25 protein-coding genes are annotated in these 25,420 nt (G+C 66.8%); 14 read left to right on the forward strand and 11 right to left on the reverse strand.

The window, feature by feature from the left end; genetic code table 11:
* Window position 1 precedes the first annotated feature (1 nt).
* Together QCE64_RS31265 and QCE64_RS31270 are read right to left on the reverse strand one after the other, a co-directional pair.
* Window positions 2-1,132: a transglutaminase-like domain-containing protein gene (locus QCE64_RS31265; protein WP_310008030.1), complete on the reverse strand. Its 1,131-nt coding sequence runs from the start codon at window positions 1,130-1,132 to the stop codon at window positions 2-4.
* Window positions 1,038-1,631: a DUF3857 domain-containing protein gene (locus QCE64_RS31270; protein ID WP_310008616.1), complete on the reverse strand. Its 594-nt coding sequence runs from the start codon at window positions 1,629-1,631 to the stop codon at window positions 1,038-1,040. The genes QCE64_RS31265 and QCE64_RS31270 overlap by 95 nt, the downstream gene beginning before the upstream one ends.
* A 354-nt stretch (window positions 1,632-1,985) precedes the next feature.
* Between QCE64_RS31270 and QCE64_RS31275 the strand changes: the two genes are divergently transcribed.
* The 8 genes from QCE64_RS31275 to QCE64_RS31310 all read left to right on the forward strand — a co-directional run bounded on the left by QCE64_RS31275 (window position 1,986) and on the right by QCE64_RS31310 (window position 8,806).
* Complete coding sequence (locus tag QCE64_RS31275) at window positions 1,986-3,140, forward strand: HPP family protein (RefSeq protein ID WP_310008032.1); 1,155 nt, start codon at window positions 1,986-1,988, stop codon at window positions 3,138-3,140.
* Window positions 3,141-3,168: 28 nt separating this feature from the next.
* Complete coding sequence (locus QCE64_RS31280) at window positions 3,169-3,579, forward strand: MarR family transcriptional regulator (protein WP_309926395.1); 411 nt, start codon at window positions 3,169-3,171, stop codon at window positions 3,577-3,579.
* A gap of 27 nt (window positions 3,580-3,606) precedes the next feature.
* Entirely contained in the window at window positions 3,607-5,388 is a 1,782-nt protein-coding gene (locus QCE64_RS31285) for a chloride channel protein (protein WP_310008034.1), read from the forward strand.
* Window positions 5,389-5,516: 128 nt separating this feature from the next.
* Window positions 5,517-6,428, forward strand: a complete 912-nt coding sequence (locus tag QCE64_RS31290; RefSeq protein ID WP_309926399.1) for an aldo/keto reductase — start codon at window positions 5,517-5,519, stop codon at window positions 6,426-6,428.
* Window positions 6,429-6,438: 10 nt separating this feature from the next.
* Window positions 6,439-6,858, forward strand: a complete 420-nt coding sequence (locus QCE64_RS31295) for a DUF1810 domain-containing protein (protein ID WP_310008036.1) — start codon at window positions 6,439-6,441, stop codon at window positions 6,856-6,858.
* 67 nt (window positions 6,859-6,925) lie between these two features.
* Window positions 6,926-7,141 (forward strand): DUF2945 domain-containing protein, encoded by a 216-nt coding sequence (locus QCE64_RS31300; protein WP_309926402.1) that lies wholly within the window; start codon window positions 6,926-6,928, stop codon window positions 7,139-7,141.
* A 167-nt stretch (window positions 7,142-7,308) separates the two neighbouring features.
* The gene (locus QCE64_RS31305; protein WP_309820298.1) at window positions 7,309-7,746 is read left to right on the forward strand and encodes a PRC-barrel domain-containing protein; all 438 of its coding nucleotides are present in this window, start codon (window positions 7,309-7,311) and stop codon (window positions 7,744-7,746) included.
* Between the two features lie 67 nt (window positions 7,747-7,813).
* Entirely contained in the window at window positions 7,814-8,806 is a 993-nt protein-coding gene (locus tag QCE64_RS31310; RefSeq protein ID WP_310008038.1) for an MDR family oxidoreductase, read from the forward strand.
* A 6-nt stretch (window positions 8,807-8,812) separates the two neighbouring features.
* Here the strand turns inward: QCE64_RS31310 and QCE64_RS31315 are convergent, their stop codons facing one another.
* The gene (locus QCE64_RS31315; RefSeq protein WP_310008040.1) at window positions 8,813-10,495 is read right to left on the reverse strand and encodes a methyl-accepting chemotaxis protein; all 1,683 of its coding nucleotides are present in this window, start codon (window positions 10,493-10,495) and stop codon (window positions 8,813-8,815) included.
* A gap of 231 nt (window positions 10,496-10,726) precedes the next feature.
* Between QCE64_RS31315 and QCE64_RS31320 the strand changes: the two genes are divergently transcribed.
* Window positions 10,727-11,980, forward strand: a complete 1,254-nt coding sequence (locus tag QCE64_RS31320) for an aminotransferase class V-fold PLP-dependent enzyme (RefSeq protein ID WP_310008042.1) — start codon at window positions 10,727-10,729, stop codon at window positions 11,978-11,980.
* 11 nt (window positions 11,981-11,991) lie between these two features.
* On the opposite strand, the gene QCE64_RS31325 is transcribed toward QCE64_RS31320, so the two are convergent.
* Window positions 11,992-12,879 carry an NAD-dependent protein deacetylase gene (locus QCE64_RS31325; RefSeq protein WP_404987803.1) on the reverse strand — a complete coding sequence of 296 codons (888 nt, stop codon included), beginning with the start codon at window positions 12,877-12,879 and terminating at the stop codon, window positions 11,992-11,994.
* A 125-nt stretch (window positions 12,880-13,004) separates the two neighbouring features.
* On the opposite strand from QCE64_RS31325, the gene QCE64_RS31330 reads away from it, so the two are divergent.
* The gene (locus QCE64_RS31330) at window positions 13,005-14,015 is read left to right on the forward strand and encodes a zinc-binding alcohol dehydrogenase family protein (RefSeq protein ID WP_309926409.1); all 1,011 of its coding nucleotides are present in this window, start codon (window positions 13,005-13,007) and stop codon (window positions 14,013-14,015) included.
* Window positions 14,016-14,019: 4 nt separating this feature from the next.
* On the opposite strand, the gene QCE64_RS31335 is transcribed toward QCE64_RS31330, so the two are convergent.
* Window positions 14,020-14,421 carry a GFA family protein gene (locus QCE64_RS31335; RefSeq protein ID WP_310008044.1) on the reverse strand — a complete coding sequence of 134 codons (402 nt, stop codon included), beginning with the start codon at window positions 14,419-14,421 and terminating at the stop codon, window positions 14,020-14,022.
* A 330-nt stretch (window positions 14,422-14,751) separates the two neighbouring features.
* Here QCE64_RS31335 and QCE64_RS31340 point away from each other — a divergent pair, with 330 nt between their 5' ends.
* Window positions 14,752-16,533, forward strand: coding sequence for a PQQ-binding-like beta-propeller repeat protein (locus QCE64_RS31340; protein ID WP_310008046.1), 1,782 nt, complete (start codon window positions 14,752-14,754; stop codon window positions 16,531-16,533).
* Window positions 16,534-16,583: 50 nt separating this feature from the next.
* Here QCE64_RS31340 and QCE64_RS31345 read toward each other — a convergent pair whose 3' ends face one another.
* Window positions 16,584-17,126 carry a hypothetical protein gene (locus QCE64_RS31345; RefSeq protein ID WP_309926415.1) on the reverse strand — a complete coding sequence of 181 codons (543 nt, stop codon included), beginning with the start codon at window positions 17,124-17,126 and terminating at the stop codon, window positions 16,584-16,586.
* A gap of 216 nt (window positions 17,127-17,342) precedes the next feature.
* The gene (locus QCE64_RS31350) at window positions 17,343-17,999 is read right to left on the reverse strand and encodes an OmpW/AlkL family protein (protein ID WP_404987643.1); all 657 of its coding nucleotides are present in this window, start codon (window positions 17,997-17,999) and stop codon (window positions 17,343-17,345) included.
* 200 nt (window positions 18,000-18,199) lie between these two features.
* On the opposite strand from QCE64_RS31350, the gene QCE64_RS31355 reads away from it, so the two are divergent.
* On the forward strand, window positions 18,200-18,481 hold the full coding sequence (locus QCE64_RS31355) for a hypothetical protein (protein WP_309926417.1): 282 nt from the start codon (window positions 18,200-18,202) through the stop codon (window positions 18,479-18,481).
* Between the two features lie 20 nt (window positions 18,482-18,501).
* Here the strand turns inward: QCE64_RS31355 and QCE64_RS31360 are convergent, their stop codons facing one another.
* Window positions 18,502-18,978 carry a hypothetical protein gene (locus QCE64_RS31360; protein ID WP_310008047.1) on the reverse strand — a complete coding sequence of 159 codons (477 nt, stop codon included), beginning with the start codon at window positions 18,976-18,978 and terminating at the stop codon, window positions 18,502-18,504.
* Between the two features lie 129 nt (window positions 18,979-19,107).
* On the reverse strand, window positions 19,108-20,076 hold the full coding sequence (locus QCE64_RS31365) for a DJ-1/PfpI family protein (protein WP_309934858.1): 969 nt from the start codon (window positions 20,074-20,076) through the stop codon (window positions 19,108-19,110).
* 244 nt (window positions 20,077-20,320) lie between these two features.
* On the opposite strand from QCE64_RS31365, the gene QCE64_RS31370 reads away from it, so the two are divergent.
* Window positions 20,321-21,010 carry an HD domain-containing protein gene (locus QCE64_RS31370; protein WP_309934860.1) on the forward strand — a complete coding sequence of 230 codons (690 nt, stop codon included), beginning with the start codon at window positions 20,321-20,323 and terminating at the stop codon, window positions 21,008-21,010.
* 9 nt (window positions 21,011-21,019) lie between these two features.
* Here the strand turns inward: QCE64_RS31370 and QCE64_RS31375 are convergent, their stop codons facing one another.
* Both QCE64_RS31375 and QCE64_RS31380 read right to left on the reverse strand, forming a co-directional pair.
* The gene (locus QCE64_RS31375) at window positions 21,020-21,730 is read right to left on the reverse strand and encodes an extensin family protein (protein WP_309926423.1); all 711 of its coding nucleotides are present in this window, start codon (window positions 21,728-21,730) and stop codon (window positions 21,020-21,022) included.
* A gap of 7 nt (window positions 21,731-21,737) precedes the next feature.
* Complete coding sequence (locus QCE64_RS31380; protein ID WP_310008049.1) at window positions 21,738-22,793, reverse strand: NAD(P)/FAD-dependent oxidoreductase; 1,056 nt, start codon at window positions 22,791-22,793, stop codon at window positions 21,738-21,740.
* 262 nt (window positions 22,794-23,055) lie between these two features.
* Between QCE64_RS31380 and QCE64_RS31385 the strand changes: the two genes are divergently transcribed.
* Window positions 23,056-25,420, forward strand: a 2,365-nt coding sequence (locus QCE64_RS31385) for a filamentous hemagglutinin N-terminal domain-containing protein (protein WP_310008051.1), incomplete at its 3' end; no start/stop codon positions are given.

Below are 25,420 nucleotides of genomic sequence, written 5' to 3' on the forward strand. Positions count from 1 at the left end.
CTCAGCTTGTCATCCTGACGATGATCTGCTGCCGCGTGTCCCACTCCGTCTTGCGCAGCGCCGGCAGCGCCGTCTGAAAGTCGCCGGGCGAGCAGGCCTGCTTGCCGAAGTCGGCGCCGAGCGTCCACGTGATCCTGATCGTGTGGGTCGCGGGATCGAGCGAATAATGCGCGTGGTACTTGAAGAAGCCGCTCGACAGATCGAGGTTGTCCGGCATGCTCGTGATATGGATGTTCTCCGGCAGCACGATCTGCGCGGTTTCGAGAAAACGCCCGCCGACACAGATATAGGGCTGCGTGCGCGCACGCTCGACGAGCCAGTCGCGCACTTGCGTCGCGATGCCGCCCGACAGACTCGTCAGCGCGGGAAGCGCCGTGGCGCCGTTCGACCAGACGACGTCGTCGAGCGTGCCGCGCTGGGTGGTCGAGAACGGGCCGCTGGTGGCCGCGAGATCGCTCGATGTCAGCACGCCCGTGCCGCGCAGATTCGACTCACGCAACCGGTTCTGCGCGATCTGTTCGCTTCCCGTTGCGTCGACGCGCCCCAGCCTGGTTCGCTCGATGTCCGTCATCACGCCCGCATGTTCGACCCAGTAGGTGTAGTCCGCCGCGCCGTCCGGCTTGACGTCGGTATTCAGACGCGCCTTGCGCTCCGACGCCAACGTCGCGGGCGTGCGCGACAACACCGCGGAGTTGACCAGTAACACCGGCCGGTCCATGTCGGCCGTGGGCAGGAAGCCGAAAGAGACGTCATCGGCCGTGGTGTCGGCATAGAGCTGAAGATCCGGCAGCCAGGTGATCACATGATCGATTGCGCCCGATCCGTAACCCGGCACGGACGGCAGCGTGTACACCGTGCCGAGCCCGGTCAGCGCGGGCTCGCTGTGAATCCCTACTGCTGCAAGCAGCGCGCCGTAAAGCGCAACGTGATCCTTGCAGTCGCCGTAACGGTTAGCGAGCACTTGCGTCACGTGATGCGGATTGGCCGGATTCTCCCCGATGTACACGAAGACGCAGCGGATGTTGTGACGCACCCAGTCATACAGCGTCCTCGCCTTTGCGCGTTCGTCCGGATCGTTGCGGGTCAGTTGGCGCGCGAGTGCCTTGGATGGCTGGATCGTTCGCGGTCGCATCGACAGCGGCTTCGCGATAGCTCGCCGCAAAGCTCGCATAGTCCGGGAAAGTCGAGACTATCAAGCAGTCGTCATACTGCGCACGGCCAACCGAGCCCTGCTCGGCACGCACGAGGTTCTCGCGCCGATAGTCGAATACATAGCGCGTACGGCGATTCGCCGTGACCGGCAGCTCGCGGACGTAGCCACGCGCATCCGCGTACAGAGGCTTGTCGGCGGGCAGGTCGTATTTGAGCTGTTGCTTGAGCACCGGTTGCTGCCCCGGAACCGTAAAGTCATCGAACTCGCCGGGCACCACTGCTTCGGACTGAATCATTCGGTAATGCAGATGCACCGTCCAGCCCACCGTCACCGCCGGGAAAATTACGAGACGCAGCTTCTCGTCGAAGAACATCGGCGCGCCCTCAGGACGTGACTTCTGAAGGTCATCGATCTGGCTGGAGGCAACATCGTGGCGCACGCCGTTTGCATCGAGCGTGTAGGCCTCCAGGATGTCCAGCTTCGACCGGCTCGGGTCATATTCGACATATCGACGTCGCTAACGAGAGTCGAGGGAGAGTCCGTCTGCGCGGCGCTTGCCGAAGCGGCACATACGAAGGCGAGCACACAGGTGCCCATTAGAAGAAGAACTGAGCGGGCCATGTCGGAAATCGCCTCGTGATGCAAAGCACCAAAGCTACACGACCAAGCCGCCTCCGAGCACTTCCATCAGATGAATTCCCCGTTCGATGAAACCGGCCGTTTTATATCACATTGAGATATACTTTCGAACTCGACGCACGCTTGCTCTCGCACCTTCCGCCGGTCAGACAGTGTGTAACCCGCTGACTGACTTCCCCGGAATGCCCGACACGTGTCGCGACTCGCCTTACTCCGCTGGCTGCATGGTTTCCTCCCCGCTCCCGTCGCGCTGCGCTGGAGCGAGCGCCTGCGCGGCGGTCTGGGCGCGCTGCTCGGCATCGCGCTGACGGGCGGCATCGGCCATCTGCTGCCGGGCAATGCCGCCACCATCCCGTATCTGATCGCACCGATGGGCGCCTCCGCCGTGCTGCTGTTCGCGGTGCCGGCGAGCCCGCTGGCGCAGCCGTGGTCGATCATCGGCGGCAATCTGGTGTCGGCGACCGTCGGCGTGAGCTGTGCGCTGCTGATCCACGATCCCGTCGAAGCCGCCGCGCTCGCCGTCGCGCTCGCCATCTGTGCGATGTTCGCGCTGCGCTGCGTGCATCCGCCGTCGGGCGCGGTCGCGCTGACGGCCGTGCTCGGCGGGCCGTCGGTTCACGCGCTCGGCTACGGCTTCGTGCTCGCGCCGGTGGCCATCCAGTCGGCGGCGCTGCTGGGCGCGGCCATCGTGTTCCATGCGCTGACGGGGCATCGCTATCCGCACGGCCATGCCATACCCAAACCCGCAGCCGCGCCGCAGGACGCCGCATCGTTCACGCGCGCGGATCTGAAAGCCGTGCTGGCGCGCCGCAGCGAACTGCTCGACGTCGATCCGGACGATCTCGAAACCCTGCTGCGCGAAACCCAGCTGCAGGCCTATGCGCGCCGCTTCACCGAGTTCCGGTGCGCGGACATCATGTCGCGCACGGTCGTCTCGGTGACGCCGCAGACGAGCGCACAGGAGGCGCTTGCACTGCTCGGACGCCATCGCGTGAAGGCGCTGCCGGTGATCGATGCGGCGCGCCGCGTGTGCGGCATCGTGACCCGCGCGGACCTTGCGCCCGTGCGGCGCGGTGCAAGCTTCCAGGGCCTGCGCAGCGCGCTCGCGCGGGCCATGCGCGGATCTACGGCGGACGCGCCGCGCGTCGCCGCCCTGATGACGACCGAAGTCCGCACCGTGACCTCGAATACCGCCATCGCCGAACTGGTGCCGATGTTCGCCCACTTCGGCCATCACCATATTCCGGTCGTCGATGCGCACGACCGGCTCGCCGGCATGATCACCGAAGCCGACCTGATCGCCGGGCTCTACCAGCAGTCATTCGCAGCCGAGCGCAAGCAGGCCTGATCCAATTCCGTTTTCCCAGACCGTCTCCATGACTCGACCCCGCACGCTCGCCAAACCGGACTTCGAACAGTTGTCCGAATTCCGCTATCAGATGCGGCGCTTCGAACGCTTCTCCGAACACGCCGCGCAGGACGAAGGCATCACGCCGTTGCAGTACCTGCTGCTGCTGCACATCAAGGGCTATCCGGGCCGCGCCTGGGCGACGGTCGGCGAACTGGCCGAACGGCTGCAGTCGCACCATCACGGCGTGGTCGCGCTGGTCACGCGCTGCGAGGCAGCCGGGCTCGTGCGGCGCGCGCCGAGCGCGACGGACCGTCGCCAGGTGCAGGTGCATCTCGAAGCGCGCGGTGAAGAGGTGCTGACGCGCCTCGCCGCGCTGCACCGCGCGGAGCTCAAGTCGCTGCAGGGCGCGTTCCGCGTGCCGCAAATCGATCTTTGATTCATCAGGACATCGGGAGCTCATCTCATGGACCAGCATAAACGCGACTTTTCCGTCAACGACCGCCTGCTGACGATCTGCGGACTGGCCGCTGTCATCGGCGCGATCAGCACGCTCGCGGCCGTCGTGCTGCTCGGGCTGATTCATCTGTTCACCAACCTGTTTTTCTTCGGCACGTTCTCGGTCGCGGAGCACTCGCCGGCGCTCAATACGCTCGGCCCCTGGGTGATCGCGATTCCGGTGATCGGCGGGCTGATCGTCGGGCTGATGGCGCGTTTCGGCTCGGAGAAGATTCGCGGCCACGGCATTCCCGAAGCCATCGAGGCCATCCTGTTCGGCAAGAGCCGCATGTCGCCGAAAGTCGCGATCCTCAAGCCGCTCTCGTCGGGCATCGTGATCGGCAGCGGCGGGCCGTTCGGCGCCGAAGGCCCGATCATCATGACCGGCGGGGCGCTCGGGTCGCTGATCGCGCAGTGCATCGACGTGACCGCCGCCGAACGCAAGACGCTGCTCGTGGCAGGCGCGGCCGCCGGCATGACCGCCGTGTTCGGCACGCCGGTCGCGGCCGTGCTGCTGGCCGTCGAACTGCTGCTGTTCGAATGGCGCCCGCGCAGCTTCCTGCCGGTGGCGCTCGCATGCGCGGTCGCGGGGTTCGCGCGCGCCGCGGTGTTCGGCACCGGCGCGCTGTTTCCGCTGGAGACCGCGCCGCCGCACATGCTGTCGCTGCTTTCCTGCCTCGTCGCGGGTCTGCTCTCGGGCGCGCTGGCCTCGGGCTTGTCGGCGTCGCTGTACAAGCTCGAAGACCTGTTCCACAAGCTGCCCATCCACTGGATGTGGTGGCCCGCGCTGGGCGCGGTGTTCGTCGGCATCGGCGGCTATTTCGAGCCGCGAGCGCTCGGCGTCGGCTATGACGTGATCGGCGACCTGCTGCATCAGCACATCGCCATCCAGGTGGCGCTGTCGATCCTTGCGGTGAAGGCGATCATCTGGGTCATCGCGCTTGCGTCGGGCACCTCGGGCGGCGTGCTCGCGCCGTTGCTGATGCTCGGCGCCGGCCTCGGCACCGCGCTCGGCGCGATCCTGCCCGGGCACGACGCGGCGCTCTGGCCGCTGGTGTGCATGGCCGCGACGCTCGGCGCCACGCTGGGCGCGCCGCTGACCGCCATCGTGTTCGCCTTCGGCCTCACGCACGATGCCAACGCGCTGCTGCCGCTGCTCGCGGCGACACTGGTCGCGCACGGTTTCGCCACCGTCGTCATGAAGCGCTCGATCATGACCGAGAAGATTGCCCGGCGCGGCTATCACATCTATCGCGAATACGGCGTGGACCCGCTGGAGCGGCATCACGTCGAGGAAGTAATGACGCGCGATGCCCAGACCATCGACGCCGGCACGCCGCTCGCCGACGTCCTCGCCAGACACTTCGGCCCGCAGCAGATGCACCGCGCGTATCCGGTGCTGCGCGACGGCGCGCTCGCCGGCATGCTCGACCGGGCGTTGCTGGGCACGCTGATCGGCGCTTCGTCGGTGCGGGAAGCGGGCGTCAGTGTCGGCGATGCGCTGCGCGGCGCCGGCTATGCCACGCCGGTCTTCGCGCTGCCGGGCGAACCGTGCCGTCTCGCGGCCACGCGTCTTGCCGTACACGAACTGGAGCGCCTGCCGGTGGTCGCGGACGCGGCTTCGCTGCGGCTGGTGGGCATCGTCGCGCGCAGCGATCTCGTGAAGCCGGCGCGCGCGCACTTCGACGAGGAGCATCGGCGGGAGCGGTTCAGGGGCTTCCGCCGCGCGCCCGCGTTGCGCAAACACTGAGGCGGCGCGGAACTTTCTGGCGGGATCGCGCTTCCGAAAGCAGTCGTCCACGCTTTCGCAGGAGCCAAAAAGATGGCCGCTTTCCCGCTTGCTTTCCCTTGCGACATCCCGGCGCGCGTGCAACCGTCATGACCACGCGCCGCGCCTTTCTTCACTGGACGGCCGCCGCCGCGCTCGTGACGCAGGCCGGACGAGCCACCCGAGCCGCCGACACGCCACCCATGCTCAAGCGCCCGATTCCATCGACGGGCGAGCCGCTGCCGATCGTCGGCTGCGGCACCTGGCGCACCTTCGATGCGGGCACGGACGCCGCCCGCCGCCGCGAACTCGCCGACGTGCTGCGCGCGCTGTTCGCGGCAGGCGGTTCGGTGATCGATTCCTCGCCGATGTACGGCTCCTCCGAAGAAGTCGCGGGCGCATTGCTGGCCGACGCGCGCACGCGCGAGCGCGCGTTCATCGCGACCAAGGTCTGGACCGAAGGCCGCGCGGCGGGCATCGCGCAGATGGAGCAGTCGCTGCGCTACTGGCAGACGGATCGCATCGATCTGATGCAGATCCACAATCTGCTCGACTGGCGCACCCAGCTCGCGACGCTGCGCGAATGGAAGGCCGCCGGCAAGGTGCGCTACGTGGGCGTCACGCATTACACCTCCAGCGCGTTTCCGCAAGTGGAAGCGGTGCTGCGCTCGGAGCGCGTGGATTTCGTGCAGATCAACTACGCCGCCAACGATCGCGACGCCGAAGCGCGCCTGCTGCCGCTCGCGGCGGAACGCGGGGTCGCGGTGATCGTGAACCAGCCGTTCGGCGGCGGCTCGCTGCTCGCCAGTCTGCGCGGCCGGCCGCTACCGGACTTTGCGCGCGAACTCGGCTGCGGCTCGTGGGCACAGCTTCTGCTGAAATTTGTGCTGGGCAACCCCGCCGTGACCTGCGTCATTCCCGGCACGGGCAAGCGCGACTACATGATCGACAACGCGCGCGCGGGCAGCGGCGGCTTTCCGGACACGGCGATGAGACAGCGCATTGCCGCGGCCGTCGCATGAGGAGCCGATCATGAGCGATCCGTATGACCTGCAGCGCTTCGTCGATGCTCAATCGGGCGTCATCGAAGACGTCCGCGCCGAGCTTGCCGCTGGCCGCAAGCGCACGCACTGGATGTGGTTTGTCTTTCCGCAGATCGAAGGGCTCGGCCACAGCGCGATGGCGCAGCGCTACGCCATCGCGTCGTGTGACGAAGCCCGGGCGTATCTCGCGCATCCGGTGCTGGGCGCGCGTCTCGTCGAGCTCACGCGGCTCGTGAACGGCGTGCAGGGACGCGGCGTGGACGCCATCTTCGGCTATCCGGACGACCTGAAATTCCATTCGTCGATGACGCTGTTCGCCCGCACCGCCGACGATCCCGCCGTCTTCGACGAAGCGCTGCGCCGCTACTTCGAAGGCCGCGCCGACGAAGCGACGCTCGCGCGCCTCTAGCCTCCCCGGCGACGGGCACAGCCGTTGCGCGAGAGCGGGCATTCTCATCCGAACGGAGCCTCATCTCATGAGCCATGCCTTCAAGATCAAGGACCACGTCAGCTGGAACACTCCGCAGGGCGAAACGACGGGACACGTCGTGCGCGTCATCACCGAGCGGACCCATGTCGACGGCCACACCGTCAACGCCTCGTCCGACGATCCGCATTTCGAGGTCGAAAGCGACAAGAGCGGCAAGCGCGCCGTTCACAAGGGCGAAGCGCTCAAGCGCATCGCGCGCTGAATCCCCTTTCCGACCACCGCACGCTCGCACTAATGCAGTGCGCGCGGCGCGGGCGGACACCGTTTCTGCAGAAGTCACGAGAAACGTTCAAACTTCCATCGCGCTGCAAGCTTGAATCGCGCATTTCCCATTGAACCGGTTGGCCCAACCCTTTGAGGAACAGAAGAATGAAAGCGAAACTCGTGGCACTGCTCGTTGCATCGTCGGCACTTGGCCTGACTTCCACGGCATCGTTTGCCCAGGTCGCCGGCGCCCAGCCGCTCGGCGTATCGGTCGAGGTCTCGACTGCCATCATCAACGGCTGGAGCGTCAAGAAGTCCATCCTCAACAAGCCCGTCGTCAACGACCAGGGACAGCGCGTCGGCGTGATCCACGACATCATCGTCGCGCCGGACAAGTCGGTGTCGTTCGTCATCATCGCGGCGAACCAGTTCCTCGGCGTGTCGCATCACGACGTCGCCATTCCGGTCGATCAACTCGACGTCAAGGACGGCAAGCTCGTGCTCGCGGGCGCGACCAAGGACGCCATCAAGGCGCTGCCTGAGTTCCAGTACAACAAGGTCAAGGCCACGCCCCAGCCGCGCGCCGAATACGAGCATCACTGATCCAGCCTTTGCGTCATGAACGGGGCGGCCTCGCGCCGCCCTTTTTCCAGCCACAGGAGCCCCGCCGATGTTCAACGCCCTCATGCTCCAGAAGCAGGACGACCGCACGCTTGCCGCCGTCGAATCCATCGACGAATCCCGGCTTGCCACATCGAGCGACGGCGACGTGCTGGTGCGGATCGACTACTCCACGCTCAATTACAAGGATGCGCTCGCGATCACCGGCCGCGGCCCGGTCGTGCGCGCCTGGCCGATGGTGCCGGGCATCGACTTCGCGGGCATCGTGGAGACGAGTTCGCATCCGGACTATCAGCCCGGCGACCCGGTTGTCATGAACGGCTGGGGCGCGGGTGAAACCCACTGGGGCGGACTCGCGCAAAAGGCCCGCGTGCCGGGCGCGCATCTGATCGCGCTGCCCACCGGCATCACGACGCGCCAGGCGATGGCCGTCGGCACCGCGGGTTACACGGCCATGCTGTGCGTGCAGGCGCTGGAGCGGCACGGCGTGAGCGCCGCCGACGGCGAGGTGCTGGTGACGGGTGCGAACGGCGGCGTCGGCAGCTTCGCGGTCGCGATTTTGGCGCGGCGCGGCTATCGCGTGATTGCCTCGACGGGACGGCCTGAAGAAGCCGCGCGGCTGCGCGAACTGGGCGCGGCGGATATCGTCGAACGCGCCACGCTGTCCGCGCCGGGCAAGCCCTTGCAGAAGGAACGCTGGGCGGCGGCGGTGGATTGCGTCGGCAGCCATACGCTCGCCAATGTCTGCGCGAGCCTGCGCTACGGCGGCGCGGTGGCGGCGTGCGGCCTCGCGCAAGGCATGGATCTGCCGGCCACGGTCGCGCCGTTCATCCTGCGCGGCGTGGCGCTGCTGGGCGTGGACAGTGTCTATGTGCCGCGCGAGCGGCGAGTCGCCGCGTGGCGGGCCATCGAGGAAGACGTGCCGGTGGCGACCATGGAAAGCGTCGCGGCCACGATCCCACTCGCCGATACGCCCGACTACGCCGCCCGGTTGCTGCGCGGTGAAGTGGCCGGGCGCGTGATCGTCGATGTCAACGCCTGAGAGACGTCAGAAGGTGCTCCAGCCGTCGGCGCTGACTGTTGCCGGGCGCGTGATCGCCACCGGCGCGACATGCCGGACGGGCTTGACGGCCGGCGCTTGCACCGCCTGAGTCAGGCGAGACGGCGCGCCGCCTTCCACCACGAAGAACGCCACGGCTTCGTTGAGCCGGCGGCCCTGCTCTTCGAGCGAAGTCGCGGCGGCGGCGGCTTCCTCCACCAGCGCGGCGTTCTGCTGCGTGACTTCATCCATCTGGGTGATGGCCTGATTGACCTGTTCGATACCGCGCCCCTGTTCCGCCGACGCCGCCGCGATCTCCTGCATGATGTCCGTCACCCGCGCGACCGCCTGCGTGACTTCGGCCATCGTCGTGCCGGCTTCGCCCGCGAGTTCGGAGCCGTTGCGCACCTTGTCGACGGACGCGGCAATCAGGTCCTTGATCTCCTTCGCAGCGCTCGACGAGCGCTGCGCAAGGCTGCGCACTTCGCTCGCCACAACTGCAAAGCCGCGGCCCTGTTCGCCCGCGCGCGCCGCTTCGACCGCCGCGTTGAGCGCGAGAATATTGGTCTGGAACGCAATCCCTTCGATGATCCCGGTGATCTCCGCGATCTTGTCCGAGCTGTCGCTGATGCCGTTCATCGTCGCGACGACGCGGCCCACCACGTCGCTGCCCTTCCTGGCGATCTGCGATGCGTTCGACGCGAGCGAGCTGGCTTGCTGGGCGTTGTCGGCATTCTGGCGAACCGTCGACGTGAGCTGTTCCATGCTGGCCGCGGTTTCCTGCAGCGACGCGGCCTGTTCCTCGGTGCGCTGGCTCAAGTCGGTATTGCCGGTCGCGAGTTCCTTCGCCGCGCCGCCCACGGCGCCGCTGCTTTCGCGCACCCGGCTGACGGTCTCGGTCAGACGGGCATTCATCTCGGCGAGCGCGCGCAGCAGGTCGCCGGTTTCGTCCTTCGCGTCGGCGACGATGCGGCTCGTCAGATCGCCGCGCGCCACCGTCTGCGCAATGTCGACCGCCGCGCCGATCGGCCGCGTGATCGAACGGATGATGGCGATGCCCGCGATCACCGCGAACAGCGACGCCGCCACGCACAGCGCGATCAGCACATTGCGCTGGAACACGTAGCTGGCGTCGTAGTCGCGCACGATCTCTTCGCGGCGCGCGATGGTGTAGCTCGCGTAGTCGTCGGTGGCCTTGACGAGCTGGGCGAGCAGCGGACGGCACTGGTCGTCCATCTTGACGATCGCGTCCTCGTGTTTGCCCGCCAGCGCCAGGCCGACGATATCCGTCGCAACCGGCCCGTACAGCGTCTCCACACGCGCCATCTCGGCGACCAGGCTGCGGGCCGTCTCGCTCGTGTCGGTGGCGCTCGCGATCATGTCGCGCAACTGCTTGAGCCGCGCCTGCACGTCTTCGTGCGCGCGCGTGACGGCTTCCTTCTCGATCTCCACGTCGGCGGGCTTCGTGACCAGCACCAGATTGCGGGCAGCGATGGCGCGGCGGTCGACGGCGGTGCGAATCTGTGCGGCGACATCGGCGCGGGCGTTGATGCCGTTCACGTAGTGCGAGAAGCCGTCGGTCGCCACCGACAACGCCCGCAGCGACATGCCGGCCACCAGCACGACCAGCACGGCCAGGATGCCGAATCCAGCGATCAGTTTGGTTTTGATCGTGATGTTCTTGAGGTTCATGGTTTGGGTTCTCTCAGGGTCCGGTTGTGGGACTGTCGGCGCCATAGGGTTCGATTGAACGTTTGCCCTCATGCGGGGCGCGGCGCTCCAGGTACTGATTACGGCCTGTGGCCATCGCTCTTAAGATCAGACAAGTAAATAAGTCTGAGATTTGTCCAACCGTGGCGGCCGGTGTATATCGGCGATACTGAGCGGCCGTGCTGTCCCGTCGATCCCTCCTGATAACAATCCATGTCCGATTTACTCGACTTCCGTACGTCCGAATTCGAAGCGGCGCTTGCCGCGCTTCCGCCGACGCCCGTTTCCGGCATTGCCACCGACGAGTCCTGGTGGAACGCGGTGCGCGGCCTGTACCAGCAATCGGATGAGCTGATCAACCTGGAGAACGGCTTCTGGGGCGCCATGGCCGAGCCGGTCAGGCAGATGTTCGAGTACTGGACCGATCGCGTGAACCGCGAGACGACGCTGCTGATCCGGCGGCACTACACGCCGCTGCTCGACGGCCTGCGCACGCGGGTCGCGGCCGCGATGGGCTGCGCGCCCGAGGAGATCGAGCTGACGCGCAACGCCACCGAGGCGCTGCTGGCGCTCATCAGCGGCTATAACCGCCTCGCGCCCGGCGACACGGTGCTGTACAGCGACCTCGATTACCCCTGCGGCAAGGACGCGATGGAATGGCTGCGCGAACGGCGCGGCGTGACGCCGGTGCGTCTCGTGATCCCCGAGCCCGCCACCCGCGAAGCGGTTCTGGACGCGTATGCGGAAGCGCTGCGCGCGCATCCGCGCACGCGCCTCGTGCTGCTGTCGCATGTGTGCTTCGCAACGGGATTGGTCATGCCGGTGGCGGAACTGTCGGCGATGGCTGAACGGGCAGGCGCGGATGTCATCGTCGATGCCGCGCATTCGTGGGGCCAACTGGACTTCGACGTGCCCGCGCTCGATGCGCCCTTCGCCGCGCTGAACCTGCACAAGTGGATCGGCGCGCCGCTCGGCTGCGGGGCCATTTATGTGCGGCGCGGGCATGTCGCTTCGATCGATCCGTATCTCGGCAATCGCAGCTGGCCCGCGGACGACATCCGCGCGCGCGTCCACACCGGCTCGCCCAACTTCGCCGCGTGGTTCACGGTGCCGGCGGCGCTGGAGTTGCACCAGCGCATCGGCGCGCACGCGAAGGAAGCGCGCGTGCGCGCGCTGCGCGATGCGTGGGCCGAGCCGGCGCGCGAGATCGACGGCGTCCAGATCCTGACCCCGCCCGATCCCGGGATGACCGCGGGCATCACCGCGTTCCGGCTGCGCGGCCACGCCGGCAAGACGGGCTGCGATTCGCTCGTGGCCGCGCTGAGCGAGCGCTTCGGCGTGTTCACGGTGACGCGTCCGGGGCCCGAAGCGGGCGAAGTCGTGCGGGTGACGCCGGCCGTGCTTTCGCGCATGGAGGATGCACAGCGCCTGCTCGACGGCATCAGGACGCTCGCGCGCGGGGCTTGAGGCCCGCGCGTTCAGTCCGCGACGGGCCGTGCGTCCAGCCGTTCGATCAGCGCTTCCAGCGCCTCCGAGCACGGCGCTTCCACTTTCAGCGCGAGCAGCGCGTCGGCGCGCGTCTTGCCGAGATTGATCGCCGCGATCGGCTTGCCGCTCTTCGCCGCCCATTCGCAGAAGCGGTAGCCGGAATAGACCATCAGCGAGGAGCCGACGACCAGCATCGCATCGGCGCCCTCGAGCGAGCGTGCCGCGTCCTCGACGAGCGGACGCGGCACGCTTTCGCCAAAGAACACCACATCCGGCTTCAGCAAGCCGCCGCAGCGGGTGCAGCCGGGCACCTCGAAGGCGGCGAAGTCGAGATCCTCGATCTGCGCATCGCCATCGGGCACGGCGGGCGCCGTGTGGCCCACGAAGTCCGGGTTCAGCGTCTCGAGCCGGCGCTGCACGGCGGAGCGCGTGTGCGGCTCGCCGCAGGCCAGGCAGCGCACCCGCCCGATGTTGCCGTGCAGTTCGATCACGTCCGGATTGCCGGCCCGCGTATGCAGGCCATCGACGTTCTGCGTCACCAGCCGATGCACGCGCGAACGCGCGGCCAACGCCCGCACCGCGTGATGCGCGGCATTGGGGCGGGCCTGCTCGACCATCGGCCAGCCGATCAGACTGCGCCCCCAGTAGCGGCGGCGCGCATGGTCGGAATCGAGAAAGTCCTTGAGCAGGATGGGCGAGCGGCCGGTGCGCTGGCCTTCGCGGTCGCGGTAACAGGGAATGCCGGACTCGGTGCTGATGCCCGCGCCCGACAGCACGAACAGCCGCGGATGCCGTTCGACGAATTCATGAAGCTGCTGCACGTGTCGTCCTTCGACGCGCGTGGGGGACGCGTCCGTATCGATCGATAGAGTCAAAATATACGGGCAAACCGGCCGCGCTGCTGGCCTTACCAATTTTACGATTGGTAAATTGGCTTGACCAAATGAGCGGCCCTCGCTAGATTGTCGGCACCCCACTCCAACGACACATCGAGACAATCGGCATGCTGACCGTCATCTGCGAAACGCCCGGAACCCTCAAGGCCGAACAGCGCGACAAGCCGCAACGCGGCGCCAATGAAGTCCTGCTGCGCGTGAAGCGCGTCGGCGTGTGCGGCACCGACCTGCATATCTTCACCGGCAATCAGCCGTATCTCTCCTATCCGCGCGTAATGGGCCACGAACTGTCCGGCGTGATCGAGGAAGCGGATCCGGCGAGCGGCCTCGCCGCCGGCGACACCGTCTACGTGATGCCCTATCTCTCCTGCGGCACGTGCATCGCCTGCCGTCAGGGCAAGACCAATTGCTGCGTCAACATCCAGGTGCTCGGCGTGCATCGCGACGGCGCCTTCACCGAATATCTGAACCTGCCCGCGCAGTTCGTCCACAAGGCCGAAGGCGTCACGCTCGATCAGGCCGCGATGGTCGAATTCCTCGCGATCGGCGCGCATGCCGTGCGCCGCGCCGATGTCCAGCCGGGCCAGCGCGTGCTGGTGGTGGGCACGGGACCGATCGGCATGGCCGCGCTCACCTTCGCGCGGCTGCGCGGCGCCCATGTCACCGCGCTCGATACGCGCGCGGACCGCCTCGCGTTCTGTCAGCGCGAGCTGAAAGTGGATGCCACCGTGCAGATCGGCGCGAACGACAAGGACGAGTTGTCGACGCTCACGAACGGCGAATTCTTCGATGTCGTGTTCGACGCCACCGGCAACCCGCGCGCGATGGAACGCGGCTTCGAATTCATCGCGCATGGCGGCAAGTACGTGCTGGTGTCGATCGTGCCGGACCGGCTCTCGTTCGCCGATCCCGAGTTTCACAAGCGCGAGGCGACGCTGCTGTCGAGCCGCAACGCGACGCCGGAAGACTTCGAAACCGTGCTCGCCGCGATGCGCCGCGGCGACGTGCCCACCGACGCGCTCAACACGCACCGCCTCGCGCTCCACGACGTGCCCGAGCGCTTCTCTTCGCTGCTCGATCCGCAGGCGGGCGTGGTGAAGGCGATCGTCGAGTGCTGAGGCTTCATGCCGGCGCGCCGCGTTCAAAGCGCGGCCGTCCATGCGCGTCGTGCCACGGCTCGGCGCTCTTGCACCAGATCTCGTAGCGCGGCGGAAACAGGCCGGTTTCATCGAAGAGACCGGTCGGCACTTCCACCTCATCCACGCCGTCGAACGCGAGATAGACCGGCGACCCGCATGACGGGCAATGATGCCGCCGGCCCGTCGCGGAACTCGACCACGCACGCGTGTCGCCCGACACCTGCACTGCGTGGCGCGCGAAGATCGCGTAGACGCCGAACGGCGCGCCGTGAATGCGCCGGCACGTCATGCAATGGCACAGGTTCACTTCCTTCGGCTGGCCGGTGACGCGGATCCGCACCGCGCCGCATGCGCATTGTCCTTCGTGGACCGGTTGAGGATTCATGGCCTGCCTCCGTCTGGATTCGCCGCCTGCATTTCGCCCTATGAACCGAGCAATCGACGCCGCGTGACGCTGGCGCTTTGGGCGTTGAAAGTGTCTTTCGACGCGCCTGCACGTTCGATACCATGAGTTCAGCGGCGCTTGCAAACCTCACGCGGACCTTCCCACGAGGCGGCGCTCGACGGCAAGCGGCAGACCGTCATCGCGCTGGCCCGGCGCGCGAGATTCACGATCAGAACGATCACCCGGGACCGTCCACGTGAGGTTCGTATGCGCGCGCAGCAGCCGAATGACGAGTCCTGTTCGCCCCGTCACGATTCTTCCCCGGCGCGCATGCGCCGCGCCCGCTGGCTCAGGCGGTCGCTGCAAGTGATCGTCGCGGTGACCATCGCGGCATGCGGTGGAGGCGGAGGCGGTTCAGGCGACTCATCGACAGCGTCCGGCGGCTCGCCTTCGAGCGGAGGGTCTGCGTCAGGAAGCGGCAGCGCTGGCAGCTCCGGGAGCGGCACGTCATCGGGCACCTCATCAGGCACCGGGACCGGCGCCGGCAGCGGCATGGCTTCAGGCGGCAACACCGGAACCGGCAGCGGCACCACCACCGCCCGCTCATCCCCGACCGATGTCCTCATGCATCACAACGACCTCTCCCGCAGCGGCCAGATGCTCGCGGAAACGAAGCTCACGCTCGCGAACGTCAACGCTTCGACCTTCGGCAAGCTGCGCATGCTCACCACCGACGGCCGCGTCGATGCGCAGCCGCTGCATGTGACGGGCCTGTCGATCGGCGGCGCAGTGCGCAACGTGGTCTACGTGGCAACGGAGCACGGCAGCCTGTACGCGTTCGACGCCGACACCGGCGCACCGCTCTGGCAAGTCTCCCTGCTGGGCGCAGGCGAAACGCCGACGACGACCGCCTGCCAGGACCTGTCGCCGGAGATCGGCATCACGTCGACACCGGTGATCGACCGCTCGCGCGGAACGAACGGCGTGCTCTATGCCGTCGCGATGAGTTCCGACGCCAATGGCCGCGCGCATCATCGCCTGCATGCGATCGACCTCGCAACCGGCGCCGAACTGTCCGGCGGCCCGCGCGAGATCGCGGCGACCTATCCCGGCACCGGCAGCAACAGCGTGAACGGCGTGATCACCTTCGATCCCGCGCTGCACACCGAACGGGTCGCGCTCACGCTCGTCAACGGCAACGTCTACATGGGCTGGACCGCGCACTGCATGTCCGGCCCGTACACCGGCTGGGTCATGGCCTACAGCGCCGATACGCTCGTGCAGACCGGCGTCATCAACATCACCGCAAACGGCGCACAGGGCTCCATCTGGATGGCGGGCTCGGGCATGGCTTCCGACGGCAGCTACGTGTACCTCATCGCCGGCAACGGCTCGTTCACGCCGACGCTCAACGCGCAAGGCTTTCCCGTCGACGGCAATCTGGCCAACACGTTCATGAAGATGTCGCTGGCGCCGGACCTGAAGATCGTCGATTACTTCGCGACGATGAACAACGTGCAGCAGGCAGGCAACGACGAGGACTTCGGTTCCGGCGGACCGCTGCTGCTGCCCGACCAGACGATGAGCGACGGCACCGTGAAGCACCTCGCGGTCGGCGCGGGCAAGGACAACAAGATCTACGTCGTCGACCGCGATGCGATGGGCAAGTACAACCCCAATGCGAACGGCAACTGGCAGACGCTCGTCGGCACGCTGGCGGGGGGCATATGGGGATCGTCGGCGTACTACAACGGCGTGGTCTACTACGGCGGCCTCAACGACAGCCTGAAGGCGCTGCCCATCAGCAACGCGATGCTCGCGACCACCGCCGCCTCGCGCAGCGCAACGGCCTTTCCCTACCCCGGCACGACGCCCGCGATCTCGGCGAACGGCGCGGCGAACGGCATCGTGTGGGCCCTCGAGAACGGCGCGGTGGGTGCGCTGCATGCCTATGACGCGGCCAATCTCGGGCGCGAACTGTACAACAGCAATCAGGCGGGCACGCGCGATCAATGGGGCGCGGGCAACAAGTTCATCACGCCGATGATCGCGAACGGCAAGGTCTTCGTCGGCACGACGACGGGTGTCGCGGTGTTCGGGCTGCTGCAGTAATTGCAGCGCATGCGCGCGTCCGATGCAACGGACGCGAGCGAATCCCGGCTTCAGCGCACGAAATAGCCGCGGTTCTGCATGCAGTCGCTGTAGGCGCGCCAGTAACGCACCATCGGCGGCTCGGGCGGAGGAAGGGGCGGCATCTTCATGTCGCCGCTGAGGATGGCGTCGGATGCACCGGACGCGGCCGCGATGCCCGATGCCGGCAGCGCCGCCGATGCCCCCTGCGGCGCCGAAGCTGCGTGCGCGCCTGAAGCGCCCGCCACGGTGACGGCGGACGCCCCCGAAGCCGCCACCGCCGACGACGCTGCGGAAGCCGCCAGCGCACCCGATGCAACCGGCGGCAACGGCGGCTCGACCGCACGCGGCGGCGAGAGCGGACGCGGTTCGCGAGGCGCATCGCGCGGCGGCGTCTGCGCTTCGCGCGCCATGTTCACTTTGGTGTTCTGGTTGGCGTAGGCGTAGCAGGCGGCGGTATCGACCGATTGCTGCCACGAACTCTGACTGCGGCCGGGCAAGGCCAGCGGCTGTTGCGCGGCAGCGGCGCCTGACGCTGCGAGCAAGGCGATTCCCGCGTAAGTGGAAAGTCTCATTTGGCTTGCTGTTCCCCGATGCGGTGTTATTAGTCGTTGCAGACGGCTTGCCGCCGGCCGGTCCAGGCGTGCACGCACGCACCGGCATCCGGACGGCGCGCGTCTGCGCCGGGCCTGCTGTCAAGGATACCGCGCGAGCAAAACCGTCCACGCCAGAAGCACCGGCTTCTTCCGCCATTTTTCAGACAAGGCGCGAGGTGCCGGAAAACGCCAGGCTCAGAACTTCATGCCGATGCCCACGCCGAGCACCCACGGATCGATCTTCAGCGACCCAAGGTCCGCGCCATCCGCCGACGCGCTCGTGCGCATCCAGATCTTCTTCAGGTCCGCATTGACGAAGAGATTCTTGGCGACCTGCACGTCGACGCCCACCTGCAAAGCCGGACCGAAGCTGCTGTGATTGATCGATACGGGCGTCGCGCCGGCCTTCAGCTTGTCGTTGTAGAAGAGCGTGTAGTTCACGCCCGCGCCCACATACGGACGCACGCGCCCCGCGTGATTGAAGTGATATTGCAGAAGCAAGGTGGGCGGCAGCACGCCGACGCCGCCCAGCCCGCCCACGTTCGACGTCACCTGATGCCGCGACGTCGCCAGGATCAGTTCCACGCCGATCTGGTCGCGAATCATGTAGGTGAAGTCGAGTTCGGGAACGATCGCGTTGTTCACGCCTGCGTCGAGCGTGCCCAGCGCGCCGCCCGCCTTCACGTCCGGCTGAATGCTGATCGCGCGCAGCCGCACGAGCAGGTCGCCCGCATGAAGTCCGCCGCTTGGCACGCTTGCCGGCGTGTCATCGCCCGCGCATGCCGGCATCGAAAACAGCGTGACGCATGACAGTGCAATCACGCCTGCAACCACCCCTGGTGCCTTTCTCATTTTCGCTTTCCCGCGTTGAAAATGAGGATTTTCCCGAGGGATGGAGCCTGCGCCCTTGACCACCATCAAGCCGGCAGCACGTCCCGAGGCTTGCGCGCGCAATGCTTGCGCATCGACAAGCAATCAGTGCGGGCAGTGTTGCGCGAGCGGGTCCGCGTCTTGCTGAAACCGAGGAAAGTGCAGAACAAAGGGAGGCGCAGATGAAACCCACACTCAACGCACTCGGACGCATGGCGGGGATTCTGCTGGGCGGCACCTTGGCGATGGTCGCGAACGCACAGCAACCGAACAAGCTTCAGTACGACAGCACGCCCGCTTACCAGGAGCACAACACGACGCCGCCCGCCGCTGCAGCCGCAAACGCCAGCGACGCATTGAAGACGCGGCCTGGCAAGGAATCGGCGGGCAAGGCGGAAGCGGCGAAACGGCCCAACGGACTCGGCTTCGATGCCGGCTCCAGCACCATGGGCAAGAAGCAATAGGACTGTGGCGTACTGCCGCGTCAGGACTCGTTAGGCCAGGGCCAGGTGGCATAGCGCGACGGCTCCGGCGTTGCGGCCTCATGCGCCGGCGCCGCGCTGCGTGCCTCATCCGGCAGATTTTCGCCGAACCATGACACCTCCTTGCGACGCTCCTGCACATAGGCATTCCAGCCTTCCTTGCGGCCGGCGAAGAGATCGTGCTTCACCGTGTTTGCAAGCATCGGCCGGTTGAGCGTCTCATCCAGCAATGCCTTCGGCCAGACGAAGAAGGCGCCGGACGCGCGGCGGATGAATTCGCGCGGCGCCATGTCGGGATTGATGAAGCCGAGCAGCGTGAAGCCCGCCAGCGCGTCATTGCTTTTCAGCGCGTCGCCGATGCTTGCATATTCGTCGGCGCATTGGCTTACGCAGAACACTGCCTCCAGTACGTCGCCCAGATGCAGCAGCAACGCGCGGCGTTCGTAGGGTTCCTGCGTGGCGGTTTCGTGTTTCGTCATTCGCTGTTCCGATATGTCGAGAGTGGATGGCGCGGCATGCGATGCACGTCCTGTGCCCGCCTTTTTACATGCGCCGCGATCATCTGAATTCTAGCGAACCCTTCGTGACGCGTCGGCGCGCCGCGCGGATCATTTCGCGAAGCGCGCCCGAAAGCTCGCCCGATAATCGTTCGGCGACACACCCAGCCGCCGCGCAAACACGAGCCGCATGCGATCCGCCGTGCCGAAGCCGCATTCATACGCGACCGTCTTGAGCGGCGTGTCGCTGCTTTCGAGCGCGTTGCGCGCGGCATCGACACGCGCACGCTCGACGAACTCATGCGGCGTCATTTGCGCGAGCTGCACGAAGGCGCGCGCAAAGTTGCGCTCGCTCATGCCGGCCACGCCCGCAAGCTGCGCCACCGAAAGCCGCGCGCCGATGTGCTCCATCACATACGCCTGCACCTTTGCGACGGGTGATGTGTCGTCGGCGGGTGCGCTGAGATACGGGCTGAATTGCGACTGCCCGCCGCGCCGCTGCGCGAACACCACGAGGCGTTTGGCCACCGCGAGCGCCACCTGCGGACCGTGATCTTCGGCGACCAGCGCGAGCGCCACGTCGATGCCCGCCGTCACGCCCGCCGACGTGACGAGACGGCCATCGCGCATGTAGATGCGGTCCAGCTCCACCCGCGCACGCGGAAACGCATCCGCGAGCCGGCGTGCGTCCTGCCAGTGCGTGGTGACGTCGCGTTCGTCGAGCAGGCCCGCATGGCCCAGCGCGAACGCGCCGGTGCAGATGGAGCCATAGCGTTCGCAGCGCGCGGCGACATCGGTCAGCCAGTGGGTCAGCGCGGGAATCGGCGGCTGCGTCGGCAATGCGGGGCCGCCCGCGACGAGCGCCGTGCCATAGCGCTGGCCAGGGGCGTCGAAGGCGACATCGGCCAGCAGACGCGTACCGTTCGAGGCCCGCACGACGCCCTCCTCCGGACCGACCAGCGTGATCGCGTAGCCCTCGGTGGCGGGCACGAAGCCGTTCGCTTCGGCGAAGACATCGAGCGGACCGGCTACATCGAGCGCCTGCACGCCCGGGAAGATGGCTATCGCAACGGTATGCATCGGGTAAGAGTCCGTGAGACGCGTGTGGCTGAGGCGTGTGGCAGAAGACGGCGTGCGCTTGGCAGGCTTCGGCGCATCGTTTCGATTGAGACGGACGCGCGTTTTGCCGAGACTGATCACTGTCGCAACGCACTGATCCAGCCCGGCGGCTACTGCTGCGATTCTAGCAATCCAAGGCTTCATGTTCCTCACGTTTCGCCTGTTTCGAATACGCCGCCGCATCAACTTTCACGGAGTCTCCGTCATGAACGAAATCATCGCAGGCATCAAGATCCCCGATAGCCGCCTCGCACGCGAAGCCACGCAACTCGTGCGCGACACCGAGCCCGACCTGCTCTATCACCACTCGCGCCGCGTGTTCCTGTTCGGCGCATTGACCGGCGAACGCAAGCAGCTCAAGTACGACGCGGAGTTGCTCTACATCGGCGCGATGTTCCACGACATGGGCCTCACGCCGGCCTACAGCAGCCCGCATGACCGCTTCGAAGTCGATGGCGCGAACGCGGCGCGCACGTTCCTGCATCAGCATGGCATTGGCGAGAGCGATATCGAGCAGGTGTGGGACGCGATCGCGCTGCACACCACGCCGGGCATTCCGCAACACAAGAAGCCGGTGGTGGCGCTGGTCACGGCGGGCGTCGAAATGGACGTGCTCGGACTCGCCTACGACCAGTTCACCGACGATCAGCGGCGTCTCGTGGTGGCGGCCCATCCGCGCGAAGCGAACTTCAAGGAAGGCATCATCGATGCCTTCACGCAAGGCACGATCAACAAGCCGGAATCGACCTTCGGCAACGTCAAGGCCGACGTGCTCGCGCTCAAGGACCCGAACTACCGGCGCCTGAATTTCTGCAGCATCATTCTCGGCTCCGCCTGGAACGACCAGCCGCACGATCACGCGAGCTGCCGCAACCCGGCACACGCGCACGGTTGAGCGGGAGGTTCATCGACAGACGTTGTACGGCCCCATGTCCACGTGGAAGTGAGTCTTGTGCAGCGCGTTGTAATCAGGGCCGAGCGTTGTGTTGAAGGAACGGCACGCGCCCGCGTGGACCCGGCGCAGAAACAGTGCGTCGGGTGACGCGGGATCGTCCCAGCGGGCGAGCGTGATGCGGCGGCCATCGTCGAGCACGAAGCCGGTCAGGTCGATGGCGTTCGCGCTCGCATGCTGGCTCAGCGCCGTGTCCTGCTGATGATTGACGTTGCGGCACGCATAGCTGCCTACGTGCTCGATACGCGTCACGCCTTCGCCGAAGGTTTCGCGCGCGGCGGGTTGCAGATACTGATGCTCGAAATACGCGAGGCCGAGCGCGAGCGGACACGTGGCGAGAAACGGCGCACTGAAGCGCACGTCTTCTGTCTGCGTGACACGCACCACGTCTTTCAGCGGACAGCCGCCCTGGCCCGTTGCGTTCGCCATGTGGCGATAGGCCAGCCCCGAGCGCGCGAGCGCCGCGTCGCAACGCTGCGGGTCGTGCATCGCGCGCCACAGTTTGAACTGCGTGAACGTGTCGGGCGGCGCGCGCACGTCGAGCGGCGCGAACGGATCGTAGCGTTCAGGCAGCGCGATGCGCCGCGAATACACGCCATAGCCGAACGCCAGCGCGCCGGCGAGCACCGCCAGCAGCAGCCAGCCGATGATCCGGCCTGCCATGCGTCGCTCAGGAATGATCGGCCGCGTGCGCGGCGCTCACGCGTTCCGCGAGTTTCGCGTCGTAGCTCGAATGCACGTGCATGCGCTTCTTGTCGGGATAGGCGTATGAATAAGCCTTGCGCAACGCAAGCGAGGCCTCGTGGAAGCCCGACAAAATGAGCTTCTGCTTGTTCGGATAGTTGGCGATATCGCCCACCGCGAAGATGCCCGGCCGCGACGATTCATAGTTCGACGTATCCACTTCGATGCGGCCGCCGCGCACGTCGAGATTCCAGGTCGCGATAGGACCCAGCTCCGAGACGAGGCCATACAGCGCCACGAGCTTGTCCGCCGCGAGTTCGGTCGCGCCTTCGATCTGCTTCACGCGCACGTGTTCGAGCCGGCCTGCCGGAGCATCGAGCGAGTCGATCATGCCGACCACGAACGTCATCTCGCCCGCTTCGACGGCGCGCTTCATCGCCGCAACCGAATTCGCCGCCGCCGAGAAGCCGTTGCGCCGATGCACCAGCGTCAGCGACCGGGCAATGTCCTTCAATGCGAGCGCCCAGTCGAGAGCCGAATCTCCGCCGCCGGCAATCACGACGTTCTTGTCCGCAAAGTCTGCCGCGCGCGACACGCTGTAATGCACGTCCGTGCCTTCGAGCGCCGCCGCTTCGGGAACCTGGAGGCGCTGCGGGACGAAGGCGCCGTTGCCCGCGGCGATCAGGATCGCGGCGCAGTCGAAGCGCATGCCATTTTCGGTCGTCACGGTCCAGCGATGATCGGTCTCGCGCTGAGTGACGGACTGCACGCGCTGGTCGAGATGGATGGGCACGTCGAACGGGCGGATCTGCTCGAGCAGGCGATCCACGAGTTCGCGCGCGGTGCAGGACGGGATGGCGGGGATGTCGTAGATCGGCTTGTCGGGATACAGCTCGATGCATTGCCCGCCGATGCGCCCGAGCGTATCGACGATCTGGCATGTCAGGCCGATCACCCCGGCCTCGAAGGCGGCAAACAGGCCCACAGGGCCGGCGCCAATGATCAATACGTCGGTGGTGATGGTGTCGCTGCTGGGGGTCATGTCGTGGGATTCCTGTAGCGGCTGCGGGTTCTGCGCAGCACGGTTCAGGCCACGATACAGAAAGCATGGGGATGGGGCAATGAAGGCCCTTGTCGCGGAGCGGCGATTGGGCGGGGTGCCGGATCGGCGGGACTCGGGACATGCTCGCTTTTCGGACCTTTCTCCTTACGCGGCGCTGGGCGAGCGCTGACAATCTTTCCTGAGTTGCTTGCCTTCGCGACGCCTCGCGGGACGATCAAGCCGCCTCGTTCCCGAAGAGAGCATGAACAAGCGTCTTTACAAGTCAAGGTTGAAACGCGTCTGGCATCCGCTTGTCGGTGCAGCGAAGCTGTGCATCGGCACGCTTGCCGGGACTGAACCGACGTGGGCGCAGATTGTCGCGGTCCCGGGCTCTGGCGCGCAGGTCATACAGACGCAGAACGGCCTCGCACAGGTGAACATCGCCAAGCCCTCGGGCGCGGGGGTGTCGGTCAACAACTACTCCCAATTCGACGTTCAGCGACAAGGCGCGATCCTCAACAACTCGCCCGCCATCACGCAGACGCAGCAGGCCGGACTGATCAACGGCAACGCCAACCTCGCGCCGGGCGGCTCTGCTCGTGTGATCGTTAATCAGGTGATGAGCAGCGCGCCCTCAGCGATTCGAGGGTACGTCGAAGTCGCCGGGCCTCGCGCCGAGGTCGTTGTTGCCAATCCAAACGGTTTGATAGTCGACGGGGGCGGCTTCATCAACACGAGCCGCGCGATCCTGACCACGGGCACGCCGAACTTTGGGCCGAACGGGTCGCTGACGGGCTTCACGGTGAGCGGCGGCAACCTCGTCGTGCAAGGTGCGGGCTTGAACGCCGCCAACATCGATCAGGTCGACCTGCTCGCGCGCGCAATCCAGGTGAACGCGGCCATTTACGCGAACCGGCTCAACACGATCACCGGCGCGAACGGCATCGAGCACGATACGCTCGCCGCGACGCCGGTCGCGGGCAACGGCACGGCGCCCGCCGTCGGCCTGGACGTGAGCGCGCTCGGTGGCATGTATGCGAATCGGATCTTTCTCGCGTCGAACGAGTATGGCGTCGGCGTCTCGACGCGCGGCGTGCTTGCCGCTCAGGCGGGCGAGCTCACACTCACGTCGAACGGGAAACTCGTGCTCGCGGGGCAGACCAACGCAAGCGGCACGCTCAACGTTGCCGCGCGAGACGGCATCGACAATCGCGGCACGACGTACGCGCAGGGCGACCTCGTCGCCACGACAGGAGGAGTGCTGGCGAACAGCGGCCTGCTTGCGGCGCAGCGCCAGACAACGCTTCGCGCGGACAGCATCGCCTCGACGGGCACGCTCGCGGCGGGCGTGAACGGCGACGGGTCGCTTGCGCAGTCGGGCGACCTCGACGTGAGCGCGTCGGGCGCCGTGACGGCGACCGGCCGCAATGTCGCGGGCGGCAATGCGGCCCTGAGCGGCAGCGCGCTTAATCTCGGCGGCAGCATCACGTCCGCGCACGGCGCGCTCACATTGGCGGCGCGCGGCGCCGATGCGAACCTGTCGGGCGCGACGACTACGGCCGGCGGCGGCCTCGAGGTGAGCGCCGCGAATGCGCTGGTCAACGATCAAGGCGTGCTCAGCGCAGCAGATATCCAGTTGAACGCGGCGTCGCTCTCGAACCGCGATGGCTTGATCGCACAGACGGGCACTGGCACGGCCGCGCTTGCCGTAGCGAACACGCTCGACAACCGCGCCGGCTCGATCGCCAGTAACGGACGTGTGGCTGTCGCGGCCGGTACGCTTGTCAACGCGTCAGGCTCCATGACGGCCCGAGGCGGCCTCGCGGTGACGGCCGACGGCGTGCTCGATAACGCCGGCGGCAAACTGCTGTCGAACGCGGACGTGAATCTCGTGAGCGTTGCGCTCAACAATGAGCGCGGGCAGATCGGCGCAGGCACAAACGAGACGATTCGAACCGGGCGACTGACCAATAGCGGCGGCTCGCTCGTCGCGCCGAATCTCACGGTCACGAGTACCAGCACAATCGACAACACCGGCGGCGGGATCGAGGCGAACGCGCTCAATGTCAACACGACGGAACTTATCAATCGCGCGGGCCGGATCACGCAATACGGCGCAACGTCGACGGGATTCCATGTCAGCGGCACGTTCGACAATTCCAACGACGGGACTTTTCAGACCAACAGCACGGATCTAACGCTCGCGCCGGGCGCGCTCATCAACGACGGCGGCTCCATCATCGATGCTGGCATGGGCACGCTGACGATTGCGCCCGCCAACGGCGCTGGCTATTTCTCGAACGTTGGCGGCCGGATCATCTCGGCCGGCACGCTCACCGCGCAGGCCGCTGGCCTGAACAACGCGAACGGCGTGCTGGCCGCACAAGGCGCGATCTCTGCGCGCTTCGCCGGCGACGTCGACAACACGCGGGGCGCAGTTCGCGCGCTCGGGTCGCTGTCGCTCGCCAGCGGCGGCCGCCTGATGAATACGAACGGGCAGGTTCAAGCGGGCACGTGCACGGGCACGGGCACGGGCGCAGGCGTTGATCTGAGCACGCTCGACCTTCAAGCGGCGAGCATCGACAACACGAGCGGCCTCGTGAGCAATCTTGGCACGGGCGATGTGG

The sequence above is a fragment of the Caballeronia sp. LZ043 genome (assembly GCF_031451075.1).
Lineage (GTDB): Bacteria > Pseudomonadota > Gammaproteobacteria > Burkholderiales > Burkholderiaceae > Caballeronia.

Excerpts from the sequence above, each read along its gene's own strand:
- QCE64_RS31265 (WP_310008030.1), bottom strand. The coding sequence starts at position 1,132 with ATGCGACCGCGAACGATCCAGCCATCCAAGGCACTCGCGCGCCAACTG.
- QCE64_RS31280 (WP_309926395.1), top strand. The coding sequence starts at position 3,169 with ATGACTCGACCCCGCACGCTCGCCAAACCGGACTTCGAACAGTTGTCC.
- QCE64_RS31285 (WP_310008034.1), top strand. The coding sequence starts at position 3,607 with ATGGACCAGCATAAACGCGACTTTTCCGTCAACGACCGCCTGCTGACG.
- QCE64_RS31290 (WP_309926399.1), top strand. The coding sequence starts at position 5,517 with ATGACCACGCGCCGCGCCTTTCTTCACTGGACGGCCGCCGCCGCGCTC.
- QCE64_RS31295 (WP_310008036.1), top strand. The coding sequence starts at position 6,439 with ATGAGCGATCCGTATGACCTGCAGCGCTTCGTCGATGCTCAATCGGGC.
- QCE64_RS31300 (WP_309926402.1), top strand. The coding sequence starts at position 6,926 with ATGAGCCATGCCTTCAAGATCAAGGACCACGTCAGCTGGAACACTCCG.
- QCE64_RS31305 (WP_309820298.1), top strand. The coding sequence starts at position 7,309 with ATGAAAGCGAAACTCGTGGCACTGCTCGTTGCATCGTCGGCACTTGGC.
- QCE64_RS31310 (WP_310008038.1), top strand. The coding sequence starts at position 7,814 with ATGTTCAACGCCCTCATGCTCCAGAAGCAGGACGACCGCACGCTTGCC.
- QCE64_RS31315 (WP_310008040.1), bottom strand. The coding sequence starts at position 10,495 with ATGAACCTCAAGAACATCACGATCAAAACCAAACTGATCGCTGGATTC.
- QCE64_RS31320 (WP_310008042.1), top strand. The coding sequence starts at position 10,727 with ATGTCCGATTTACTCGACTTCCGTACGTCCGAATTCGAAGCGGCGCTT.
- QCE64_RS31330 (WP_309926409.1), top strand. The coding sequence starts at position 13,005 with ATGCTGACCGTCATCTGCGAAACGCCCGGAACCCTCAAGGCCGAACAG.
- QCE64_RS31335 (WP_310008044.1), bottom strand. The coding sequence starts at position 14,421 with ATGAATCCTCAACCGGTCCACGAAGGACAATGCGCATGCGGCGCGGTG.
- QCE64_RS31340 (WP_310008046.1), top strand. The coding sequence starts at position 14,752 with ATGCGCCGCGCCCGCTGGCTCAGGCGGTCGCTGCAAGTGATCGTCGCG.
- QCE64_RS31345 (WP_309926415.1), bottom strand. The coding sequence starts at position 17,126 with ATGAGACTTTCCACTTACGCGGGAATCGCCTTGCTCGCAGCGTCAGGC.
- QCE64_RS31350 (WP_404987643.1), bottom strand. The coding sequence starts at position 17,999 with ATGAGAAAGGCACCAGGGGTGGTTGCAGGCGTGATTGCACTGTCATGC.
- QCE64_RS31355 (WP_309926417.1), top strand. The coding sequence starts at position 18,200 with ATGAAACCCACACTCAACGCACTCGGACGCATGGCGGGGATTCTGCTG.
- QCE64_RS31360 (WP_310008047.1), bottom strand. The coding sequence starts at position 18,978 with ATGACGAAACACGAAACCGCCACGCAGGAACCCTACGAACGCCGCGCG.
- QCE64_RS31365 (WP_309934858.1), bottom strand. The coding sequence starts at position 20,076 with ATGCATACCGTTGCGATAGCCATCTTCCCGGGCGTGCAGGCGCTCGAT.
- QCE64_RS31370 (WP_309934860.1), top strand. The coding sequence starts at position 20,321 with ATGAACGAAATCATCGCAGGCATCAAGATCCCCGATAGCCGCCTCGCA.
- QCE64_RS31375 (WP_309926423.1), bottom strand. The coding sequence starts at position 21,730 with ATGGCAGGCCGGATCATCGGCTGGCTGCTGCTGGCGGTGCTCGCCGGC.
- QCE64_RS31380 (WP_310008049.1), bottom strand. The coding sequence starts at position 22,793 with ATGACCCCCAGCAGCGACACCATCACCACCGACGTATTGATCATTGGC.